Here is a 15,867-nt window from a genome sequence, read left to right as displayed (position 1 = left end):
TCGTCGTCTCTGGGCAACGATCTGCCATTTCACACCGCTTTCTGGTTCACGGCGCCGCCTGGGTCTCGTCCTGTCCGCTCTCCGCCAACGCCCGTTTCACCAGCCCGCTCTGCTTCATGCGGGAGAGGAAATCCTCGACGTAGCGCGTGACCTCATCCGACGCCTGCGCCTTCGTCACCGCCATGCACTGCTCGATGGCGGTAAAGCGTCCCGCCAGGACACGATACCCCGGATGCTCGGCGGCGTAGCTCGCCAACGGCTGGCGCACGCCGGCGGCAGCGTCCAACTGACGTTCGACGAACAGCTCGATCGCCGCGGCGGACGTGGCGGCGCGGACCAGGCTGGCATGCTTCAACGCCCGTGTCAGGTAGAGGTCGTAGGCCGCGCCCTTGCCCACGGCGATGCGGACATCGCCCCGATCCAGCTCGTCGACCTCCTGAAACGGCGCCGCCTCCGGCACCAGGTAAGTGCCTTCGATGATCACGTAGGGGTCAGTGAAATGGATCTTCTCGGCTCGCACCGGGTCGCGGGCGACAAAGCCGACCCGCCAGGCATCGTCGTCGATGGCGGCGAACACGTCGCCGGCGCCGTCGAAGGTGGCGAATTCCGCTTCCACCCCGAGCTCGTCCGCCAACGCCCGTGCCAGCACCGCCGAGACCCCGGCAGGCTCACCGTTCTCGCCACGCTGGGCCAGGACGGTATTACCGTAGTTGATCGCCACGCGCAGTCGCCCCTGCGGCGCCAGCGCCTCGATGACCGCCGATTTTTCATCGCTCATGAATCTCTCCCGTTGATATCACCGCTAGATATCTATTCGCACTATAGCCAGAGATTCCACTAACGGTGCGCGGCCGCTGAACACGATCATGAACTTCCGTTCAACGAGAACGGCCCCGTCAGAGCGGGGCCGTCGAGTGCTGACGATATCGAAAAAGCCGGTGGCGTCAGGAAGCCCTCGCCGGCAGGAACTTCGCCTTGAGCTTACCCGCGAACATCGGCACCAGCACCACCAGGGCGGCGGCGATCCATAGCCCGATCGACAGGTTGGACTGGAACAGGATGGCGACATCGCCACCGCTGATCGACAGCGCCCGGCGCAGGTTCTCTTCCATCAGGCCGCCCAGTACGAAGCCCAGCACCACCGGTGCCAGCGAGAAGCCGAACTTGCGCAGCAGATAGCCGAACACGCCGATGACCAGCATCAGGTAGATCGCCATCAGGTCGGAGTGCAGCTGATAGACGCCGACGAAGGCGAGAATCGCCACGCTCGGTACCAGCAGCCAGCGCGGCACCTGCAGTACGCGGGCGAACACGCCGGCCAGCGGCAGGTTGAGCAGCAGCAGCATGACGTTGCCGATATAGAGCGAGGCGATCAGGCCACCTACCACCACCGGCTGTTCGCGGAACATCATCGGACCGGGGTTGATGTTGTAGAGCATCAGCGCGCCCAGCAGGATCGCGGTGGTGCCGGAACCGGGAATGCCCAGCGTCAGCATCGGCACGAAGGAACCGGCGGCGGAAGCGTTGTTGGCCGCTTCCGGCGCCGCCAGGCCGCGCATGTCACCGGTTCCAAAGGTATTGTCACGGTCACTGATGCGTTTTTCGGTGGTGTAGGCCACGGCGCTGGCGACCGAAGCGCCGGTGCCCGGCAACACGCCGATGACGAAGCCGATCACGCTGGAGCGCAGGATCGCCCACTTGCAGTAGAGGACCTCGCTCATCTTGACCATCACGCGGCCGATCGGCGCCATCTCGCCATCCTGGTCGTGGCGGAAGGCGTGCTCGAGCATCAGCAAAATCTCGCTGACCGCGAACAGGCCGATGATCATCACCACGAAATCGATGCCATCGTAGAGTTCGGGCATATCGAAGGTGAAGCGCAGCACGCCGGTGCCGGAATCGACGCCGACGGTCGAGATCAACACGCCGAGCACGGCGCCGATCAGCGTCTTGATCGGATCCTTGCCCATCATCGCGGACATGGAAGCGAAGGCAAAGATCATCAGGCCGAAGAATTCGGCGGGGCCAAATTTGACCGCCACGATCGCCAGCAGCGGCGCAAACAGGGTCAGGCCGATGATCGCGATGGTCGCTCCGATGAACGAGCTAACGGCGGAGAGTCCCAGGGCCGGCCCAGCCAACCCCTTTTTGGCCAACGGATGGCCGTCCAGCGTGGTCATGACCGCGCCGGCATCGCCGGGCACGTTGAGCAGAATGCTCGACATGCGCCCGCCGTACTCGGAACCGGTGTAGATGCCCGCCAGCAGGATGAGTGCGGATTCCGCCGGCAGGCCCAACGTATAGGCCAACGGCATCAGAATGGCGATACCGTTGATCGGGCCGATACCCGGCAAGGCACCGAACAGGGTGCCGAGCAGCGCGCCGAGGAAAGCGAGCCCGAGATTGAGCGGCGTCAGCGCGACACCGAAGCCCTGGATCAGAAAATCGAACATGGTTAGTTGCTCCCCAGCAGCGGCTCGATCCAGCTACCGGTCGGCAGCGAGATTCCCAGTCCGTAGGTGAATAGCAGATAACTGCCCACCGCCAGCAGCAGGCCGCCGACGACCGCTTTCAACGGCGCGGCACCGAACAGCCAGGCGATGATGATGCTGACCAGGGCGGTCGTCACCAGGAAACCGAGGTTGATGAACAGCGCCGCATAGACACCCAGCACCGCCATGGTGAAGAGCAGGCGCAGCAACAGCGCGCCGGTCGGCCACTCACCGCTGGCGCCCGGGCGCACGAACAGCACGACAGCCAATACCGCCAGCAGACCCGACAGTATCAGCGGAAAGGCTTTCGGCCCGACCGGGTCGTAACTGAACGGCACTTCCAACTGCCAGGCCTGGACGGCGACGAACGCCGCCAGACCGAGCAACAGCAAACTCAGGATTCGGTCGGCGGCGAGTTTCATTGGGTCAGACCCACTTCTTTGGCCAGTTGCTGGAAGTCGGCAACCTGGTCTTTCACGTACTGATGGAAGTCTTCACCGAACTTGGCCATCGGGAACAGACCGCGCCCTTCACGCAGCTTGGCGAAGCTTTCCGTCTCGCTCAGCGCTTTCAGACGGTCGGCCCACGCCTGATAGTCTTCGTCGCTGACATCCGGCCCCATGTAATAACCGCGCCAGATCGGCCATTCGACGTCGTAGCCCTGCTCCTTGGCGGTGGGGATGTCCGCGTAGGGCCCACCCATGCGCTCTTCGGAGAGGGACGCCAGAATCCGGATCTCACCGCTGTCGAGCTGTGGTTTCAGCTCGGCCAGGTCGCCGGTGAAGACCTGAATGTGCTCACCCAGCAGTGCGGCCAGCGCTTCACCGCCACCCTCGAAGGAGACGTAGCGCAGCTTGCGTGGATCGACGTCGTCGGACTTGGCCATCAGCGCCGCCTTCATCCAGTCCTGGCTGCCGACCGTACCACCGGCACCGATGACCACGCTGGAGGGGTCCTTCTTCAGCGCTTTCATCAGTTCGTCAAGGTTGCTCCACGGCGCATCCTGGCGGACGACGACCGCGCCGTAGTCCACGCCCAGCGCACCGACCCAGCGCACGTCGTCGACAGTGTGCTGCTGCCCGAACTTGCCCAGCGCCAGGTTTAGCGCGGCACCGGTGCTGGCGGCCACGATCAGGTTGGGATCGTCGTCGCGTACGCCGGTAACGTGGTTGTAGGCGACGGCACCGATACCGCCCGGCATGTAGCTGACCATCATCGGCTCGTCGATCAACTTGGCTTCCTGCAGGCCATTGGCTGCCAGCCGGCAGGTCAGATCATAACCGCCACCCGGTTTGGCCGGCGCGATACACTCCGGCGGCTTGGCCTGGGCCTGGACGGCACCGGCCAGTAGCGCACCACCGGTAACGGCGGCGACCAGCCAGCGATGAAAACCTTTCGCTTTGGACACGTGATTGTGAGGCATGCTGTGCGTCTCCTACCTGGGTTGTTATGCTCGCAAAGCTCATGGCGGGCACCGGACTCGGGCCGGTTTTGCCCACCGACAGCGCGATGCTAGAGCGCTAACCTTTCATCAACCTGTCATCTAAACCTTTGTCTTATAGGACATTAGTCGCATAAGGCATGGGGGTCCGATGACGCGAGACACCGTCATGCATCTGCTCGTGATCGAGGATGACCCGCTGCTGTCGCGCTCGCTGACCCAAGCGATGACCCGCCATGGCTATACCGTCGATGCCCTGGCCCGCATCGACGATGCCATCCAGGCGTTGCGCCAGGGTCGTTTCGATCTGGTACTACTCGACCTCGGCCTGCCCGACGGCAGCGGCCTCGAAGTGCTGGAGTGGATGCGCGCCCACACCGACTCGACGCCGGTGATGATTCTCACCGCGCGGGATGCACTGGCGGATCGGGTACGCGGGCTGGACCTCGGCGCCGACGACTATCTGGCCAAGCCGTTCTCGATCACCGAACTCGAAGCCCGGGTGCGGGCCCTGCTGCGCCGCAGCCAGCAACGGCTCGACAACAACGTTCGCTTCGGTGGTCTGGTACTGGATACCCGCTCGGCCAGCGCCTGGCTGGACGGGACGGCGCTCGATCTGCCGAGGCGCGAGTTCAGCCTGCTGGAAGCGCTGATGCTCAATGCGGGACGCATCGTGCAGCGCGAAGCCCTGGAGAACCGCCTGTTCGGCTTCGAAGCGGTGGGCGCCAACGCCCTGGACGTCTATGTCAGCCGGCTGCGCAAGCGCCTGGCCGGCTCCGGCCTGTCGATTCGAACGCTCCGCGGCCTGGGGTATCGGCTCGAGGAGCCGCGGGAGCCCTTCGGGAAGGGTCGGCCCGAGTGATGCCACCTCGCACCTCGCTCAAGCGGCGACTGACGCTATGGCTCGTGGTGATCGTCGCCGGGCTGGGGACGCTGCTGCTGATCGAGGCCTACACCAGCGCCCGCAAGGCGGCGGACCGGGCCATGGATGGCCAGCTCGAGGCTGCCAGCCTGACCATCGCCGAGTCGCTGCAGTGGCCGGAGGGCAATCCCACCCTGGAGATGCCCGCCTCGGCGCTGCAGATCCTTGCCACCCGCTGGCAGGAGAGGGTCTTCTACTGGTTGCAGGCGGATAACGGCACCACGATCACCCAGAATGCCGACCTGCCGATCACCGAGGCGATGCGGGCCGAAGCCCGGCAAGGACCGGTCTATCTCGATGCCCGCTACGACGGCCAGCCGATTCGTCTCAGCGGCCGCGAGGTGGACTCCGCCGGCTGGGATACCCAGGAGCCGGTGCAGTTGTGGGTGGGCCACACTCGCCATGGGCGCGACCTGCTGGCGCGGGAGCTATTCCGGAAGAGCGCGACCCGCTTCGCCGCGATGGTGCTGATCACCGCGGCCCTGGTGGGGATCGCGATGCACACCATGCTGGCGCCGTTGCGACGCCTGCGCCAGGCGCTGCGCGATCGTCGCGCCGAGGAGAACAGCCCGTTGATGCTCGACGTGCCGCGGGAGATGCAGGAGCTGGTCGAAACGCTCAACCGCTTGTTCGCTGACCAGCGCCATCATCGAGACGCGCTATTGCGCTTCATCGCCGACGCTTCGCACCAGCTCAAGACCCCGCTGGCGGGGCTTCAGAGCACCAGCGAGCTGGCTCTGACCAGCCACGAGCCCGGGGTCTGGCACCAGGCCCTGGTCACCGTCCACGACAGCGCCGGGCGTACCAGCCGCCTGGCCGGACAGATGCTGAGCCTGACCCGCCTGCAGCATCTGGGGCCATTGCATGAATGTCAGCCGCTGGCACTGGATCAGTTGATGCGCGAGATCACCGTCGATTGGGCCGATCGCCAGGACAGCCGCGATCACGACCTCGGGCTCGCCATCGAGGCACTGGCTCCGGTCTGGGTCGAGGGCGAGAGCTGGGCCCTGCGCGAACTGCTCAACAACCTGATCGACAATGCCTTTCGCTACACGCCACCCGGCAGCGAGATCACGCTGGCGCTCCGCGGCGATGATGCGTGGGTGACGCTGGCCATCGAGGACGACGGCCCCGGCGTCGACGCCGAATCCCTCGACCGCCTGACGCGACCCTTCGAGCGCGGACATCGCCAGGACACCCACGGGTCCGGGCTCGGCCTGGCCATCGCCGACTCCATCGCCGGGCGTCACGGCAGTCGGCTGGAGGTGTCCAACCGCGCCCCTCGAGGGCTCAGAGTCTGCCTGACGCTGCCTCGCTGTCAGCCGCCCGAGGGGAGCGAGGGATGACCAGACAGCTCCACCTTGGCCTGGGTCTAATGCTGTCGCTCTGTCTCGGTGTCGGCGGCAGTGGCACGGCCCGCGGGGCCGAAAGGCTGATCATCGAAGCGGCCCTGGATCGACAGATCGTCGAGCCGGTGCTGGCCGCCTTCGCTGCCGAGAACCCGCAGATCGACCTCGACTACCGCGATCGCTCCACGCTGGAGGTCGACCGCCGGGCTCGGGATCCAGAATCGCCACCGGACGTGGTGATCAGCTCGGCCATGCCGTGGCAGCTGGCGCTCAGCAACGACGGGATGGCCCAGCCCCTCGACGCCCCGGAGGCCGATCAATGGCCGGCGTGGGCCAAATGGCGCGACGAGGTGTTCGGCTTCACCTTCGAACCGGTGGTGATGGCCTACCGGCTCGAGCTCGCCTCGCACATGCCGCCGCCGGAGACCCACCGCGACCTGCTCGACCTGCTGACCCACTATCGCCAGTGGCTCGACGGCCGCGTGGTCAGCTATTCGCCGCGCGAGAGCGGCGTGGGCTACACCCTGTTTCAGCAGGATGCCCGCTACACGCCCCGCGCCTGGGACCTGATCGCCGCCATGGGCGCCGCCAATGTCGACTTCGAAGCCACCACCCAGCGCATGCTGGAGGGACTCAGCGACGGTCGCTACTGGCTCGGCTACAACCTGCTGGGCTCCTATGCCATGGTCTGGGCCCAGAGCCATCCCGATATCATCGTCCAGGTCCCCAACGACTACTCGCTGGTAATGATGCGGATGGCGTTCGTCCATCGCGATGCCCCTCATCCGGCAGCGGCCAAGCGCTTCGTCAGCTTCCTGCTGAGCCAACGGGGCCAGCACATCCTGGCCGGCCAGACGCCGCTGTTCAGCGTGCGCGATGATGTCGTCGGCCCCTACACCGCGCAGCGGCTGCGCGATCAGGTGGGCGATCACCTCTATCCGATCCCGATCAACGCCACGCTGCTGGCGTTCGTCGATCCGCTGCGCCGCCAGGCCTTTCTGCGCCGCTGGGATCGCGAACTTCAGATCCTGGAACCGCCGGAACAGTAGTCGTCTCGCGCCAAGGGGCGCGATCCACCCGCCGAGGTCTGTGTCCGGCAGCGCAATGCCGTAAGATATGCCGCCGCGACGTCGCAGCGCCTGCCAGCGCTGCGATCAAAGACATAGATCACCGAGAGTTCCGGATGAGCACGCCAGCCACGACCACCGCCACCGCCCACTCGACAAGCCAGGCCCGACGCGCCGCCATCGGCAGTTTCGTCGGCGCCGTGGTCGACTGGTATGACTTCCTGCTCTACGGCATCGTCGCTGCGCTGGTCTTCAATTCGCAGTTCTTTCCCAACGTCAGTCCGGCCGCCGGCACCCTGGCGGCACTGGCCACCTTCGGCGTCGGCTTTCTGTTTCGTCCGCTCGGCGGCCTGGTATTCGGTCATTACGGCGACCGCCTGGGTCGCAAGCGCATGCTGATTCTTACCGTCATCCTGATGGGCGGTGCGACGGCGCTGATCGGTCTGCTGCCGACCTATGCCCAGATCGGCGTGTGGGCGCCGATCCTGCTGGTGACGCTGCGCGCGGTGCAGGGTTTCGCCGTCGGCGGGGAGTGGGGCGGCGCCGCCTTGATGGCAGTGGAGAGCGCGCCACGCGGTCGCCGCGCGTTCTACTCCAGTGGCGTCCAGGTCGGTTACGGCGTGGGCCTGATCCTGGCCACCGGCAGTGTCTCGCTGCTCAGCTACTGGCTGAGCGATGCCGATTTCACCGCCTGGGGCTGGCGCCTGCCGTTTCTGTTCAGCGTGGTGCTGGTACTGGTGGCGTTGAAGATCCGTTCGAGCCTGGAAGAGTCGCCGGAGTTCGTCGAAGCGGTCGAGCACAACGACCAGACGCCGGCCAGACCGCCGATCCTCGAGGCGCTTAGACGCCACCCCAGCGCTTTCGTCACCATCATCGCCATGCGCCTGGCCGAACTGTTCACGATGTACATCGTCACCACCTTCGCGCTGAGCTACTCCACCGGCTATCTCGACCTGTCGCGGGATCTGTTTCTCCACATCGGGCTGCTGGTCGGCGCGATCAGCTGCGTCACCATTCCGCTGTTCGCGTTCCTCGCCGACACGCTGGGGCGTCGGCGCGTCTACATCACCGGCGCCATCGTCGGCGTGCTGGCCGCGTTCCCGTTCTTCATGGCGCTGCAGGCCGGTTCGATCCTGTGGATCGTGGTATTCGCCGTGGCGCTCGCCAACCTCGCCCACGACATGGTGGTCAGCGTGCAGCAGCCGATCTTCGCCGAGCTGTTCGGCACCGCCTACCGCTACAGCGGCGCCGGGGTCGGCTACCAGGTCGCCAGCGTGGTCGGCGGGGGGTTCACGCCGTTCATCGCCGCCGCGCTGGTGGATTTCTACGCTGGCAGCTGGACGCCGGTCGCGATCTACCTGGCCGCCGGCTGCCTGCTCTCCGCCGTGGGCGCGGCGTGGATGCTGCGAAAGCGAGGGGCATGACGCGATCGAGCCCCGGCCGCTGACTATCGCCTGCCCCGAAACCCCTTACGACCAACGTCGCACTGCTTCGCCATAGACGAAGCCTCGCTTTGCCAACCGGTAATGGCCAGCCGTCGCCGCGGCTGGCTATAGTCCTTCGTTTGCTGCCGCGCCATGTCGGCCGTGCCGCGCCGAATTCGTGTCGCCATCGTGCACGCCATCGAGGTGCCTTGATGAAAAGAAGAATCAGTGAACCGGTCAAGAAGCCGCTGGTCTGGATCGGCTTCGTCATTCTGTTCGCCCTGATCAATCCCTGGTATTTCCCCGCCGGCTCCTGGTCGCCGCTATTCTTCGGCGTCCCCTACTGGGCCCTGATCATCCTGCTCGCCTCGCTGGCGTTGTCGATCTTCATCACCTGGGTGGTGAAGACGCAATGGGAGACTGGCGCTGACGAAGACGAGGAGCCCTGACGATGGAAGTGGAACTGGCCTTCAGCGGATGGTCCGGCATTCTGGTTCTGATGCTCTACGGCGGCTTGATGCTGGCCGTGGGCATCTACGCTTTCCTGCGCAATCGCAAGGTTCGTGAAAGCCTCGACGAGTACTATCTGGGCGGACGTGGCCTCGGGGTCATGGTGCTGTTCTTCACCTTTTTCGCCACTCAGTACAGCGGCAACACAGTGGTCGGCTACCCGCCCACGGCCTACCGGCTCGGCTACCAATACCTGGTTTCCGTACCGTTCTTCATCATGATCATCATGGTCTACCTGCTGTTCGCACCCAGGCTCTATGCACTGGGCCGACGCTTCAACCTGCTGACGCCGGTGGACTGGATCGATCTGCGTTTCCGTTCGAAGAAGGTCACGATCCTGGCCGCGATCCTGATGCTCTACGGTCTCGGCAACTATCTGCTGGAGCAGTTCGTCGCCATCGGCCAGGGCGTATCCGGCCTGACCGGCGGCACGATTCCCTATCAGGTCGGCGTGGTGTTCTTCATCGTGATCATGGTCGCCTATAGCTGGCTGGGTGGCATGCGCTCGGTGGCCTACACCGACACGATCCAGGGCATCGCCCTGCTGTTCGGGGTGTTCACGCTGCTGATCGGCTCATTGATCTACCTCGGCGGGTTGCCGACGGCAGCCGAGACAATGATCGCCGAGGCGCCGGAGAAACTGGGTGCGCCAAGCGGGGGCAGCCTCACCACCTGGTTCTGTCTGCTGGTGCTGGTGGGTATCGGCGCGGCGATCTACCCGCACGCTTTCCAGCGGATTTTCGCGGCTCGCAGCGAGCGGACGCTCAAGCGCTCCTTCATCCGCATGGCCTACATGCCGTTTCTGACCGCCGGGGTGGTGTTCATGGTCGGGATCATCGGCATCTCCGCCTTTCCCGACCTGACCACCGCGGAGTCCGAGCAACTGGTGGGTATGATGGCCAACGCGCTGGCCAATCAGAACGCCTTCTTCTATTGGGCGATGGTGCTGCTGTTCGGCGGCGTGATCGCGGCCATCGTGTCGACGGCCGACTCGGTACTGCTGACGTTCTCGTCGATCGTCTCCAACGACCTCTACGGACGCTACATCGCGCCCGGCGCCGATGAGTCGCGCAAGATCCTGGTAGGCAAGCTGGTGGGCGTGGCCGCCGTCGTCGTACTGGTGCTGATCGCCTGGTATCCACCGGGAACGCTCTATCAGATCTTCGTGCTCAAGTTCGAGGTACTGATCCAGACCGCGCCGGCGCTGATCCTCGGCCTCTATTGGAGCCGACTCAACACCCAGGCCGTCTTCACCGGCATGCTCGCCGGCACCATCCTGGCCGCCGTCTTCACCTTCGCCGGCTACCGTCCGCTGGGCGTCTACAGTGGCCTGTGGGGATTGCTGCTCAATCTGATCGTGTGCGTGGGCGGGAGCCTGCTCAGCCAGGCCACCGAGGCAAACCGGCAGCGGGCACTGGAGGTGATCGGCTGGCAGCGCTGACCGGGGACACCCGCTGATCGCGGAGGGCGGGCGCCGTTGGAGTGAATCCACTTGCTGGTGGCTCGCCCGGCGCTCATGCTATTAGGCATAAGTCTAATTCGCAGTGATCAGAGCTTCGTGAATACCATCCTCGGCGCCATCATCCCCATCTTCATCCTGCTGGGCATCGGCTATCTGGCGGTGCTCAAACGTGTCGTCGACAAGGCCCATATTCAGGGCATGGGACGCTACGTCATCAATATCGCCCTGCCGGCGCTGGTCATCCAGGCGCTGCTGGAACGTCCGCTGGGCGAAGTCTTCAACGTACCCTACCTGCTCGTCTACGGGCTCGGTTCCGGGCTCGCCTTCGCCATCACCTTCCTGCTGGTGACGCTGCGCGGCGACGCGCCGCTGGAGCGCCGGGCGATGTATGCACTCGGCACTTCGGCCTCCAACAGCGGTTTCATCGGTTACCCGGTGGCGGTGCTGGTCATCGGCCCCGCGGCAGGTATCGCCCTGGCGCTCAACATGCTGATCGAGAACCTGCTGGTGATTCCCACGGCGCTGGTGCTCGCCGAGCTCGGCCGTCAGGCCCGGGGCGGCGTCTGGGAGACGGTGAAACCGGTGGCCGTGCGCATCCTGCGCCACCCCCTGATCATCGCCATCGCCGTGGGCACGCTGCTCGCCGCGCTGGACCTGCATCCGCCGGCCCCGATCGCCCGGGTGCTGGAGATGCTCGCCGCGTCATCGTCACCGGTGGCGCTATTCGTGATCGGCGGCACGCTGTGCGGCCTGCGCGTGCGCGGCATGGTCAAGCGCGTGACCCGAATCGCGCTCGCCAAGCTCACCCTGCATCCGCTCTGCGTGCTGCTGATGATACTTCTGGTCCCGGGGCTCGATCCGGTCTTCGCCACCGCCGCCATCGTCTTCGCCTGCGCGCCGATGCTCTCGATGTACCCGCTGCTTGGCCAGCGCTACGGCTTCGGCGAGCTGGGTACGGCGGCGATGGTGATGGCGACGATACTCTCTGCGCTGACCCTGGCGCTGGGCATCTGGCTGAGCCATCTGTGGTTCGTCTAACTCGAGCCCGGTCGTCTAACCCTTCGGGGAGCGCAGCGACTCCAGCGCCTGCTTTCCCTGCAGGGCAGCCATGCCCGTCGGCATGACATCGAGCCTGTCGCTGAAGATTTCCAGTGACAGCGGCCCCGAGTAACCGGTCCGCTCCAGTGCGGTCATGAAGGCGCCGATGGGCAGCTCGCCGTCGCCGGGGAACGCTCGTCGATGGCGACTCAACGCTTGCAGATCCTGCCCTCGCGGCCACGGCGAGTCGGCCAGTTGCACCAGGCCGATCCGGTCGCCCGGGATCGTGCCGAGGGTTTCCAGCTCCAGCTCCCGGGCAAGAATGTGATAGCTATCGAGCACGATGGAGAGCGCCGGATGATCCGTCTGTCGGACGATCTTCCAGGCATCGCGATAATCGAAGAGATGGCGCCCCCAGGCCAGCGCCTCGAACCCGATCCGCATCTCTCCTGCGGCAGCCACCTCGGCCAGTTCGTGCAGGGTTTCGGCTGCCCGGCCATGGTCGTGAGCGGCCTCCTCCCGCGTGTTGCTGCAGGCAAGCAGAAAGTCCCCACCGAGTTCGGCCAGGGTATCGAAGTGGCGCTTGGCCTCGTCCAGCCTCTTTCGATGCAGCTCGGGCGGCAGCGCCTCGACATCGCGAAAGGGCTGCAGCGCCACGACCGTCAAGCCGAGTTCGCGGCAGCGATCGCCGACGGCCCGCGGCGACAGCCCGCTCGACCACAGGTCGTCGACGAAGATCTCCACGCCATCGAACCCGGCCCGCGCGATCGCCTCGAGCTTGTCCATCAACCCGCCACTCAGGCAGAGCGTCGCCATCGCTTCCGTCGTCATCTCACCTCCCGATCATTGTCAGACGGCACCCCGCTTAGCGTAGTCGATCCGCCACCCTCCCGAGGCGCTGGTATACTGCCGCCTCGCTCGTTTCTGGAACCGCCATGATCTCCTCCTCGGTTACCGCTCCTCCCTGGCGTCAGGGCGTGTCGTTACTGGCCCTGCTGGGCGCCCTGGGCTGGCTGTTGCTGGGTAGCGCCGACGGCTCGGTACTGCAGGCCGGTATCGTCGTGGTGCTCTGCATCGGCCTGTGGGCCACCGGCTGGCTACCGCAATGGCTGACCGCACTGATCTTCTTCACCCTGTGCACCGTGGCCAAGGTGGCCCCGGCCTCGACGGCATTCGCCGGTTTCGAGTCGGCTGCGACCTGGCTGGTGTTCTCGGGCATGGTGATCGGCGCCGCGATCAATCACACCGGCCTGGGCGAACGCGTCGCTGCGAGGATCGGCCCCCACCTCGCCTCGGGTTATCCACAGGCGGTCGTGGGGATCGGTCTGCTAGGATTGATCGCGTCGTTCTTCATGCCGTCGGCGATGGGCCGGATCGTGCTGCTGGTGCCGATCCTGCTGATGCTGGTCGACCGCTTCGGCTACGCGCCGGGCGATCCAGGCCGCATCGGCATCCTGCTCAGCGGCATCATGTCGAGCTTTCTGCCCACCTTCACGATCCTGCCGGCCAACGTGCCCAACAATGTGCTGATGGGCGCCAGCGAAGCGGTTCTCGGGTATTCGCCCAGCTACGGCGAATACCTGCTGCTGCACTTTCCCGTGCTGGGGCTGCTCAAGTGGGCACTGATCATGGCGTTGATCCTGTGGCAGTTCCGCGCGGCGCCACCGTCACCGTTCACGGCCGAGGCACCGTCCCGGTTGGGGCGCGGCGGCAACCTGATGGGCGTGCTGCTGGGCTTTGCCGTGCTGATGTGGATGACCGATGCCTGGCACGGCATTTCTCCGGCCTGGATCGGCATGCTGGTGGCCCTGGCCTGCCTGTTCCCCGGCAGTGGCCTGCTGCCGGCCCGGCCATTGCAGCAGATGAATCTCGAGCCATTCATCTACGTGGCCGGCATCGTCAGCCTGGGCGCGCTGGCGCATCAGAGCGGGCTGGGCGAGGCGATCGCCGGTCGGCTGCTCGACGTGCTGCCGCTGTCACCGCAATCGACCGCCGGTAACTTCACCTGGCTCGCCGTGATCGCCACGGTGCTGGGCATGCTGGTCACACTGCCCGGCGTGCCCGCGGTAATGACACCACTGGCGCCGCAGCTGGCCGACGTCACCGGATGGTCGCCGTCGGCCGTGGTGATGTCCCAGGTGATCGGCTTCTCGACCGTGGTATTTCCCTATCAGTCGCCACCCCTGATCATCGGTTTGCTCACCTCCGGCGTGACCATTCGTCAGGCCATGCGGATCACGGTGCCGCTGGCGCTGATCACCATCGTGCTGCTGTGGCCGCTCGATTTCGTCTGGTGGCGCTGGCTGGGCGTGATCTGAGCGGGCCGCGATTTTTTTGCCCCGGAGCCGGGAATAGATCACCTAGACTGAACGTCATACGAGACGCGAGCTGCAACTCTCGGCGCGCGGCGAGTGAAGCGATACGCATCCAGCCGCGCGCTGCCAGCGTATCCACGACATGCCACTGTTGGCGGTTGGAGACTCATCATGTTGATCAAGATTGCCAAGCCCGGCGACCTGCGCGAATCGGACGTCACCCCGGAATCGGTCTATCTCTCGCGTCGCCGCTTCATGGGCGGCGTGATCGGCGTCGGTGCGGGGCTGGCACTGGCCGGCCGTGCCCAGGCCGCCGCTTCCGACTACCAGGACGTACCTGCCGGCAATCCGCCGGACTGGTTCGGCCCCAAGCTCGAGAGTGCCGAATGGGACAGCGTGGTCCCCGCCGACCAGAAACTGGACAAGCTGACACCCTTCGAAGACGCCACCCACTACAACAATTTCTACGAGTTCGGCACCGGCAAGAGCGACCCTGCCCGCAATGCCGACTCGCTCGAGACCCAGCCGTGGAGCGTGGTGATCGACGGCGAGGTCAACAACGGCGGGCGCTTCGCCCTCGAGGATATCGTCAAGCCCTCTCGACTGCAGGAGCGCATCTACCGGCTGCGCTGCGTCGAGGCGTGGTCGATGGTGATCCCGTGGCTGGGCATTCCGCTGGGTGACGTGATCCAGCGTGCCGAGCCGACCTCGAAAGCCAAGTACGTCAAGTTCGAGACCCTGGTCGCACCGGAGCAGATGCCGGGGCAGAACTCCTCGTTCGCGCTGATCGACTGGCCCTACACCGAAGGTCTGCGCATGGACGAGGCGATGCATCCGCTGGCGATTCTCGGCCTCGGCATGTATGGCCGCGAGCTGCCCAACCAGAATGGCGCGCCCTTCCGGCTGATCGTGCCGTGGAAGTACGGCTTCAAGAGCATCAAGTCGATCGTGCGCATCTCGCTGGTGGAGGAGCAGCCGGTCAACTCCTGGCAGGCGATCGCCCCGAACGAATACGGCTTCTATGCCAACGTCAATCCGCAGGTGGATCACCCGCGCTGGAGCCAGGCCACCGAGCGCCGGCTGCCCAACAGCCTGTTCAATCCCAACATCATCGATACCCGCATGTTCAACGGCTACGCCGACGAGGTCGCGAGCCTCTATCAGGGCATGGATCTGAGGAAGAACTTCTGATGGCGATGCCGCGCTATACGCTGACGCTCTGGCGCATCGTGGTGTTCATCGCCGCGCTGGCGCCGCTGGTCTGGTGGAGTTACCAGGTCGCGATCAATGCGGCCGGGCCGGAGCCGGGGAGGTACCTGTTGCTCAATATCGGTCAGGGCATTCTATGGATGCTGCTGCTGACTCTTTCCCTGACGCCGCTGACCAAGTTGACGCGCTGGAAAGGCTTCACCCTGATCCGGCGCCAGCTCGGCCTGTGGACGCTCGCCTACGCCGTGCTCCACCTGTTCTGCTATGCCGTCTTCATTCTCGGCCTGGATCTGTCCCGCCTCGGCAGCGAGATCGTTCGCCGTCCCTACATCATCGTCGGCATGCTCGCCCTCGCCGGGCTGATCGTGATGGGCGTGACCTCCAACAAATGGTCGATGCGCAAGCTCGGCAAGCGCTGGAAGACCCTCCACAAGATCGTCTATCTGGTGCTAGGCCTGGGGCTTTTGCACTTCCTGTGGGTGGTTCGGGCCGACCTGGAGCAGTGGAGCCTCTATGCCGCCGTCGGCGCGCTGCTGATGATTCTGCGCATTCCGCCCATCGCCCGGCAGTTGCCGAAATTCCGCCAGTTGATCAAGCGACCCCACCGCGCGCACGCCTGACCTTTTGGGTACGCGCTT

At 65.3% G+C, this 15,867-nt stretch carries 15 protein-coding genes; 10 read left to right on the top strand and 5 right to left on the bottom strand.

All coding sequences use genetic code 11. From position 1 onward, the window contains the following. Positions 1-46: 46 nt before the first annotated feature. The 4 genes from DOM56_RS15145 to DOM56_RS15130 form a co-directional block, all read right to left on the bottom strand. Positions 47-778, bottom strand: coding sequence for a transporter substrate-binding domain-containing protein (locus DOM56_RS15145; protein ID WP_110709915.1), 732 nt, complete (start codon positions 776-778; stop codon positions 47-49). Between the two features lie 166 nt (positions 779-944). Continuing rightward, positions 945-2,453, bottom strand: a complete 1,509-nt coding sequence (locus DOM56_RS15140; RefSeq protein WP_110709914.1) for a tripartite tricarboxylate transporter permease — start codon at positions 2,451-2,453, stop codon at positions 945-947. A gap of 2 nt (positions 2,454-2,455) precedes the next feature. Continuing rightward, on the bottom strand, positions 2,456-2,914 hold the full coding sequence (locus DOM56_RS15135; protein WP_110709913.1) for a tripartite tricarboxylate transporter TctB family protein: 459 nt from the start codon (positions 2,912-2,914) through the stop codon (positions 2,456-2,458). After that, a complete protein-coding gene (locus tag DOM56_RS15130) occupies positions 2,911-3,915 on the bottom strand; it encodes a tripartite tricarboxylate transporter substrate binding protein (protein ID WP_110709912.1) in 1,005 nt (334 codons plus the stop codon). Before DOM56_RS15130 ends, DOM56_RS15135 begins: the two co-directional genes overlap by 4 nt. A 187-nt stretch (positions 3,916-4,102) precedes the next feature. Here DOM56_RS15130 and DOM56_RS15125 point away from each other — a divergent pair, with 187 nt between their 5' ends. From DOM56_RS15125 to DOM56_RS15095, 7 genes are all read left to right on the top strand, one after another. Next, a complete protein-coding gene (locus DOM56_RS15125; protein WP_110709911.1) occupies positions 4,103-4,795 on the top strand; it encodes a response regulator transcription factor in 693 nt (230 codons plus the stop codon). Then, positions 4,795-6,201 (top strand): sensor histidine kinase, encoded by a 1,407-nt coding sequence (locus tag DOM56_RS15120; protein ID WP_110709910.1) that lies wholly within the window; start codon positions 4,795-4,797, stop codon positions 6,199-6,201. Before DOM56_RS15125 ends, DOM56_RS15120 begins: the two co-directional genes overlap by 1 nt. Beyond that, the gene (locus tag DOM56_RS15115) at positions 6,198-7,253 is read left to right on the top strand and encodes an ABC transporter substrate-binding protein (protein WP_110709909.1); all 1,056 of its coding nucleotides are present in this window, start codon (positions 6,198-6,200) and stop codon (positions 7,251-7,253) included. The genes DOM56_RS15120 and DOM56_RS15115 overlap by 4 nt, the downstream gene beginning before the upstream one ends. A gap of 134 nt (positions 7,254-7,387) precedes the next feature. Continuing rightward, positions 7,388-8,695, top strand: a complete 1,308-nt coding sequence (gene shiA, locus DOM56_RS15110) for a shikimate transporter (RefSeq protein WP_110709908.1) — start codon at positions 7,388-7,390, stop codon at positions 8,693-8,695. A gap of 212 nt (positions 8,696-8,907) precedes the next feature. Further along, positions 8,908-9,144: a hypothetical protein gene (locus tag DOM56_RS15105; RefSeq protein WP_110597482.1), complete on the top strand. Its 237-nt coding sequence runs from the start codon at positions 8,908-8,910 to the stop codon at positions 9,142-9,144. Between the two features lie 2 nt (positions 9,145-9,146). Further along, a complete protein-coding gene (locus tag DOM56_RS15100; RefSeq protein WP_110709907.1) occupies positions 9,147-10,646 on the top strand; it encodes a sodium:solute symporter family protein in 1,500 nt (499 codons plus the stop codon). Positions 10,647-10,763: 117 nt separating this feature from the next. Further along, positions 10,764-11,705: an AEC family transporter gene (locus tag DOM56_RS15095; RefSeq protein WP_110709906.1), complete on the top strand. Its 942-nt coding sequence runs from the start codon at positions 10,764-10,766 to the stop codon at positions 11,703-11,705. A 15-nt stretch (positions 11,706-11,720) separates the two neighbouring features. Here DOM56_RS15095 and DOM56_RS15090 read toward each other — a convergent pair whose 3' ends face one another. Then, complete coding sequence (locus tag DOM56_RS15090) at positions 11,721-12,536, bottom strand: sugar phosphate isomerase/epimerase family protein (RefSeq protein ID WP_110709905.1); 816 nt, start codon at positions 12,534-12,536, stop codon at positions 11,721-11,723. 104 nt (positions 12,537-12,640) lie between these two features. On the opposite strand from DOM56_RS15090, the gene DOM56_RS15085 reads away from it, so the two are divergent. The 3 genes from DOM56_RS15085 to msrQ all read left to right on the top strand — a co-directional run bounded on the left by DOM56_RS15085 (position 12,641) and on the right by msrQ (position 15,849). After that, positions 12,641-14,023 (top strand): SLC13 family permease, encoded by a 1,383-nt coding sequence (locus DOM56_RS15085; protein WP_110709904.1) that lies wholly within the window; start codon positions 12,641-12,643, stop codon positions 14,021-14,023. Between the two features lie 168 nt (positions 14,024-14,191). Next, on the top strand, positions 14,192-15,211 hold the full coding sequence (gene msrP, locus DOM56_RS15080; RefSeq protein WP_110709903.1) for a protein-methionine-sulfoxide reductase catalytic subunit MsrP: 1,020 nt from the start codon (positions 14,192-14,194) through the stop codon (positions 15,209-15,211). Continuing rightward, positions 15,211-15,849, top strand: coding sequence for a protein-methionine-sulfoxide reductase heme-binding subunit MsrQ (gene msrQ, locus DOM56_RS15075; protein WP_110709902.1), 639 nt, complete (start codon positions 15,211-15,213; stop codon positions 15,847-15,849). Before msrP ends, msrQ begins: the two co-directional genes overlap by 1 nt. The last annotated feature ends 18 nt before the right edge of the window (positions 15,850-15,867 follow it).

Source organism: Salinicola sp. CR57 (assembly GCF_003206585.1).
Taxonomy (GTDB): Bacteria; Pseudomonadota; Gammaproteobacteria; order Pseudomonadales; family Halomonadaceae; genus Salinicola; species Salinicola lusitanus.
The sequence above is the reverse complement of the archived record's forward strand: the minus strand, read 5'-3'. Positions and strand labels throughout refer to the sequence as shown.

What these genes read in the sequence shown, in the direction of transcription:
- DOM56_RS15105 (WP_110597482.1), top strand. Translation starts at nt 8,908, where the DNA reads ATGAAAAGAAGAATCAGTGAACCGGTCAAGAAGCCGCTGGTCTGGATC.
- DOM56_RS15100 (WP_110709907.1), top strand. Translation starts at nt 9,147, where the DNA reads ATGGAAGTGGAACTGGCCTTCAGCGGATGGTCCGGCATTCTGGTTCTG.
- DOM56_RS15145 (WP_110709915.1), bottom strand. Translation starts at nt 778, where the DNA reads ATGAGCGATGAAAAATCGGCGGTCATCGAGGCGCTGGCGCCGCAGGGG.
- DOM56_RS15090 (WP_110709905.1), bottom strand. Translation starts at nt 12,536, where the DNA reads ATGACGACGGAAGCGATGGCGACGCTCTGCCTGAGTGGCGGGTTGATG.
- DOM56_RS15125 (WP_110709911.1), top strand. Translation starts at nt 4,103, where the DNA reads ATGCATCTGCTCGTGATCGAGGATGACCCGCTGCTGTCGCGCTCGCTG.
- DOM56_RS15130 (WP_110709912.1), bottom strand. Translation starts at nt 3,915, where the DNA reads ATGCCTCACAATCACGTGTCCAAAGCGAAAGGTTTTCATCGCTGGCTG.
- DOM56_RS15135 (WP_110709913.1), bottom strand. Translation starts at nt 2,914, where the DNA reads ATGAAACTCGCCGCCGACCGAATCCTGAGTTTGCTGTTGCTCGGTCTG.
- DOM56_RS15085 (WP_110709904.1), top strand. Translation starts at nt 12,641, where the DNA reads ATGATCTCCTCCTCGGTTACCGCTCCTCCCTGGCGTCAGGGCGTGTCG.
- msrP (WP_110709903.1), top strand. Translation starts at nt 14,192, where the DNA reads ATGTTGATCAAGATTGCCAAGCCCGGCGACCTGCGCGAATCGGACGTC.
- shiA (WP_110709908.1), top strand. Translation starts at nt 7,388, where the DNA reads ATGAGCACGCCAGCCACGACCACCGCCACCGCCCACTCGACAAGCCAG.
- DOM56_RS15140 (WP_110709914.1), bottom strand. Translation starts at nt 2,453, where the DNA reads ATGTTCGATTTTCTGATCCAGGGCTTCGGTGTCGCGCTGACGCCGCTC.
- msrQ (WP_110709902.1), top strand. Translation starts at nt 15,211, where the DNA reads ATGGCGATGCCGCGCTATACGCTGACGCTCTGGCGCATCGTGGTGTTC.
- DOM56_RS15120 (WP_110709910.1), top strand. Translation starts at nt 4,795, where the DNA reads ATGCCACCTCGCACCTCGCTCAAGCGGCGACTGACGCTATGGCTCGTG.
- DOM56_RS15115 (WP_110709909.1), top strand. Translation starts at nt 6,198, where the DNA reads ATGACCAGACAGCTCCACCTTGGCCTGGGTCTAATGCTGTCGCTCTGT.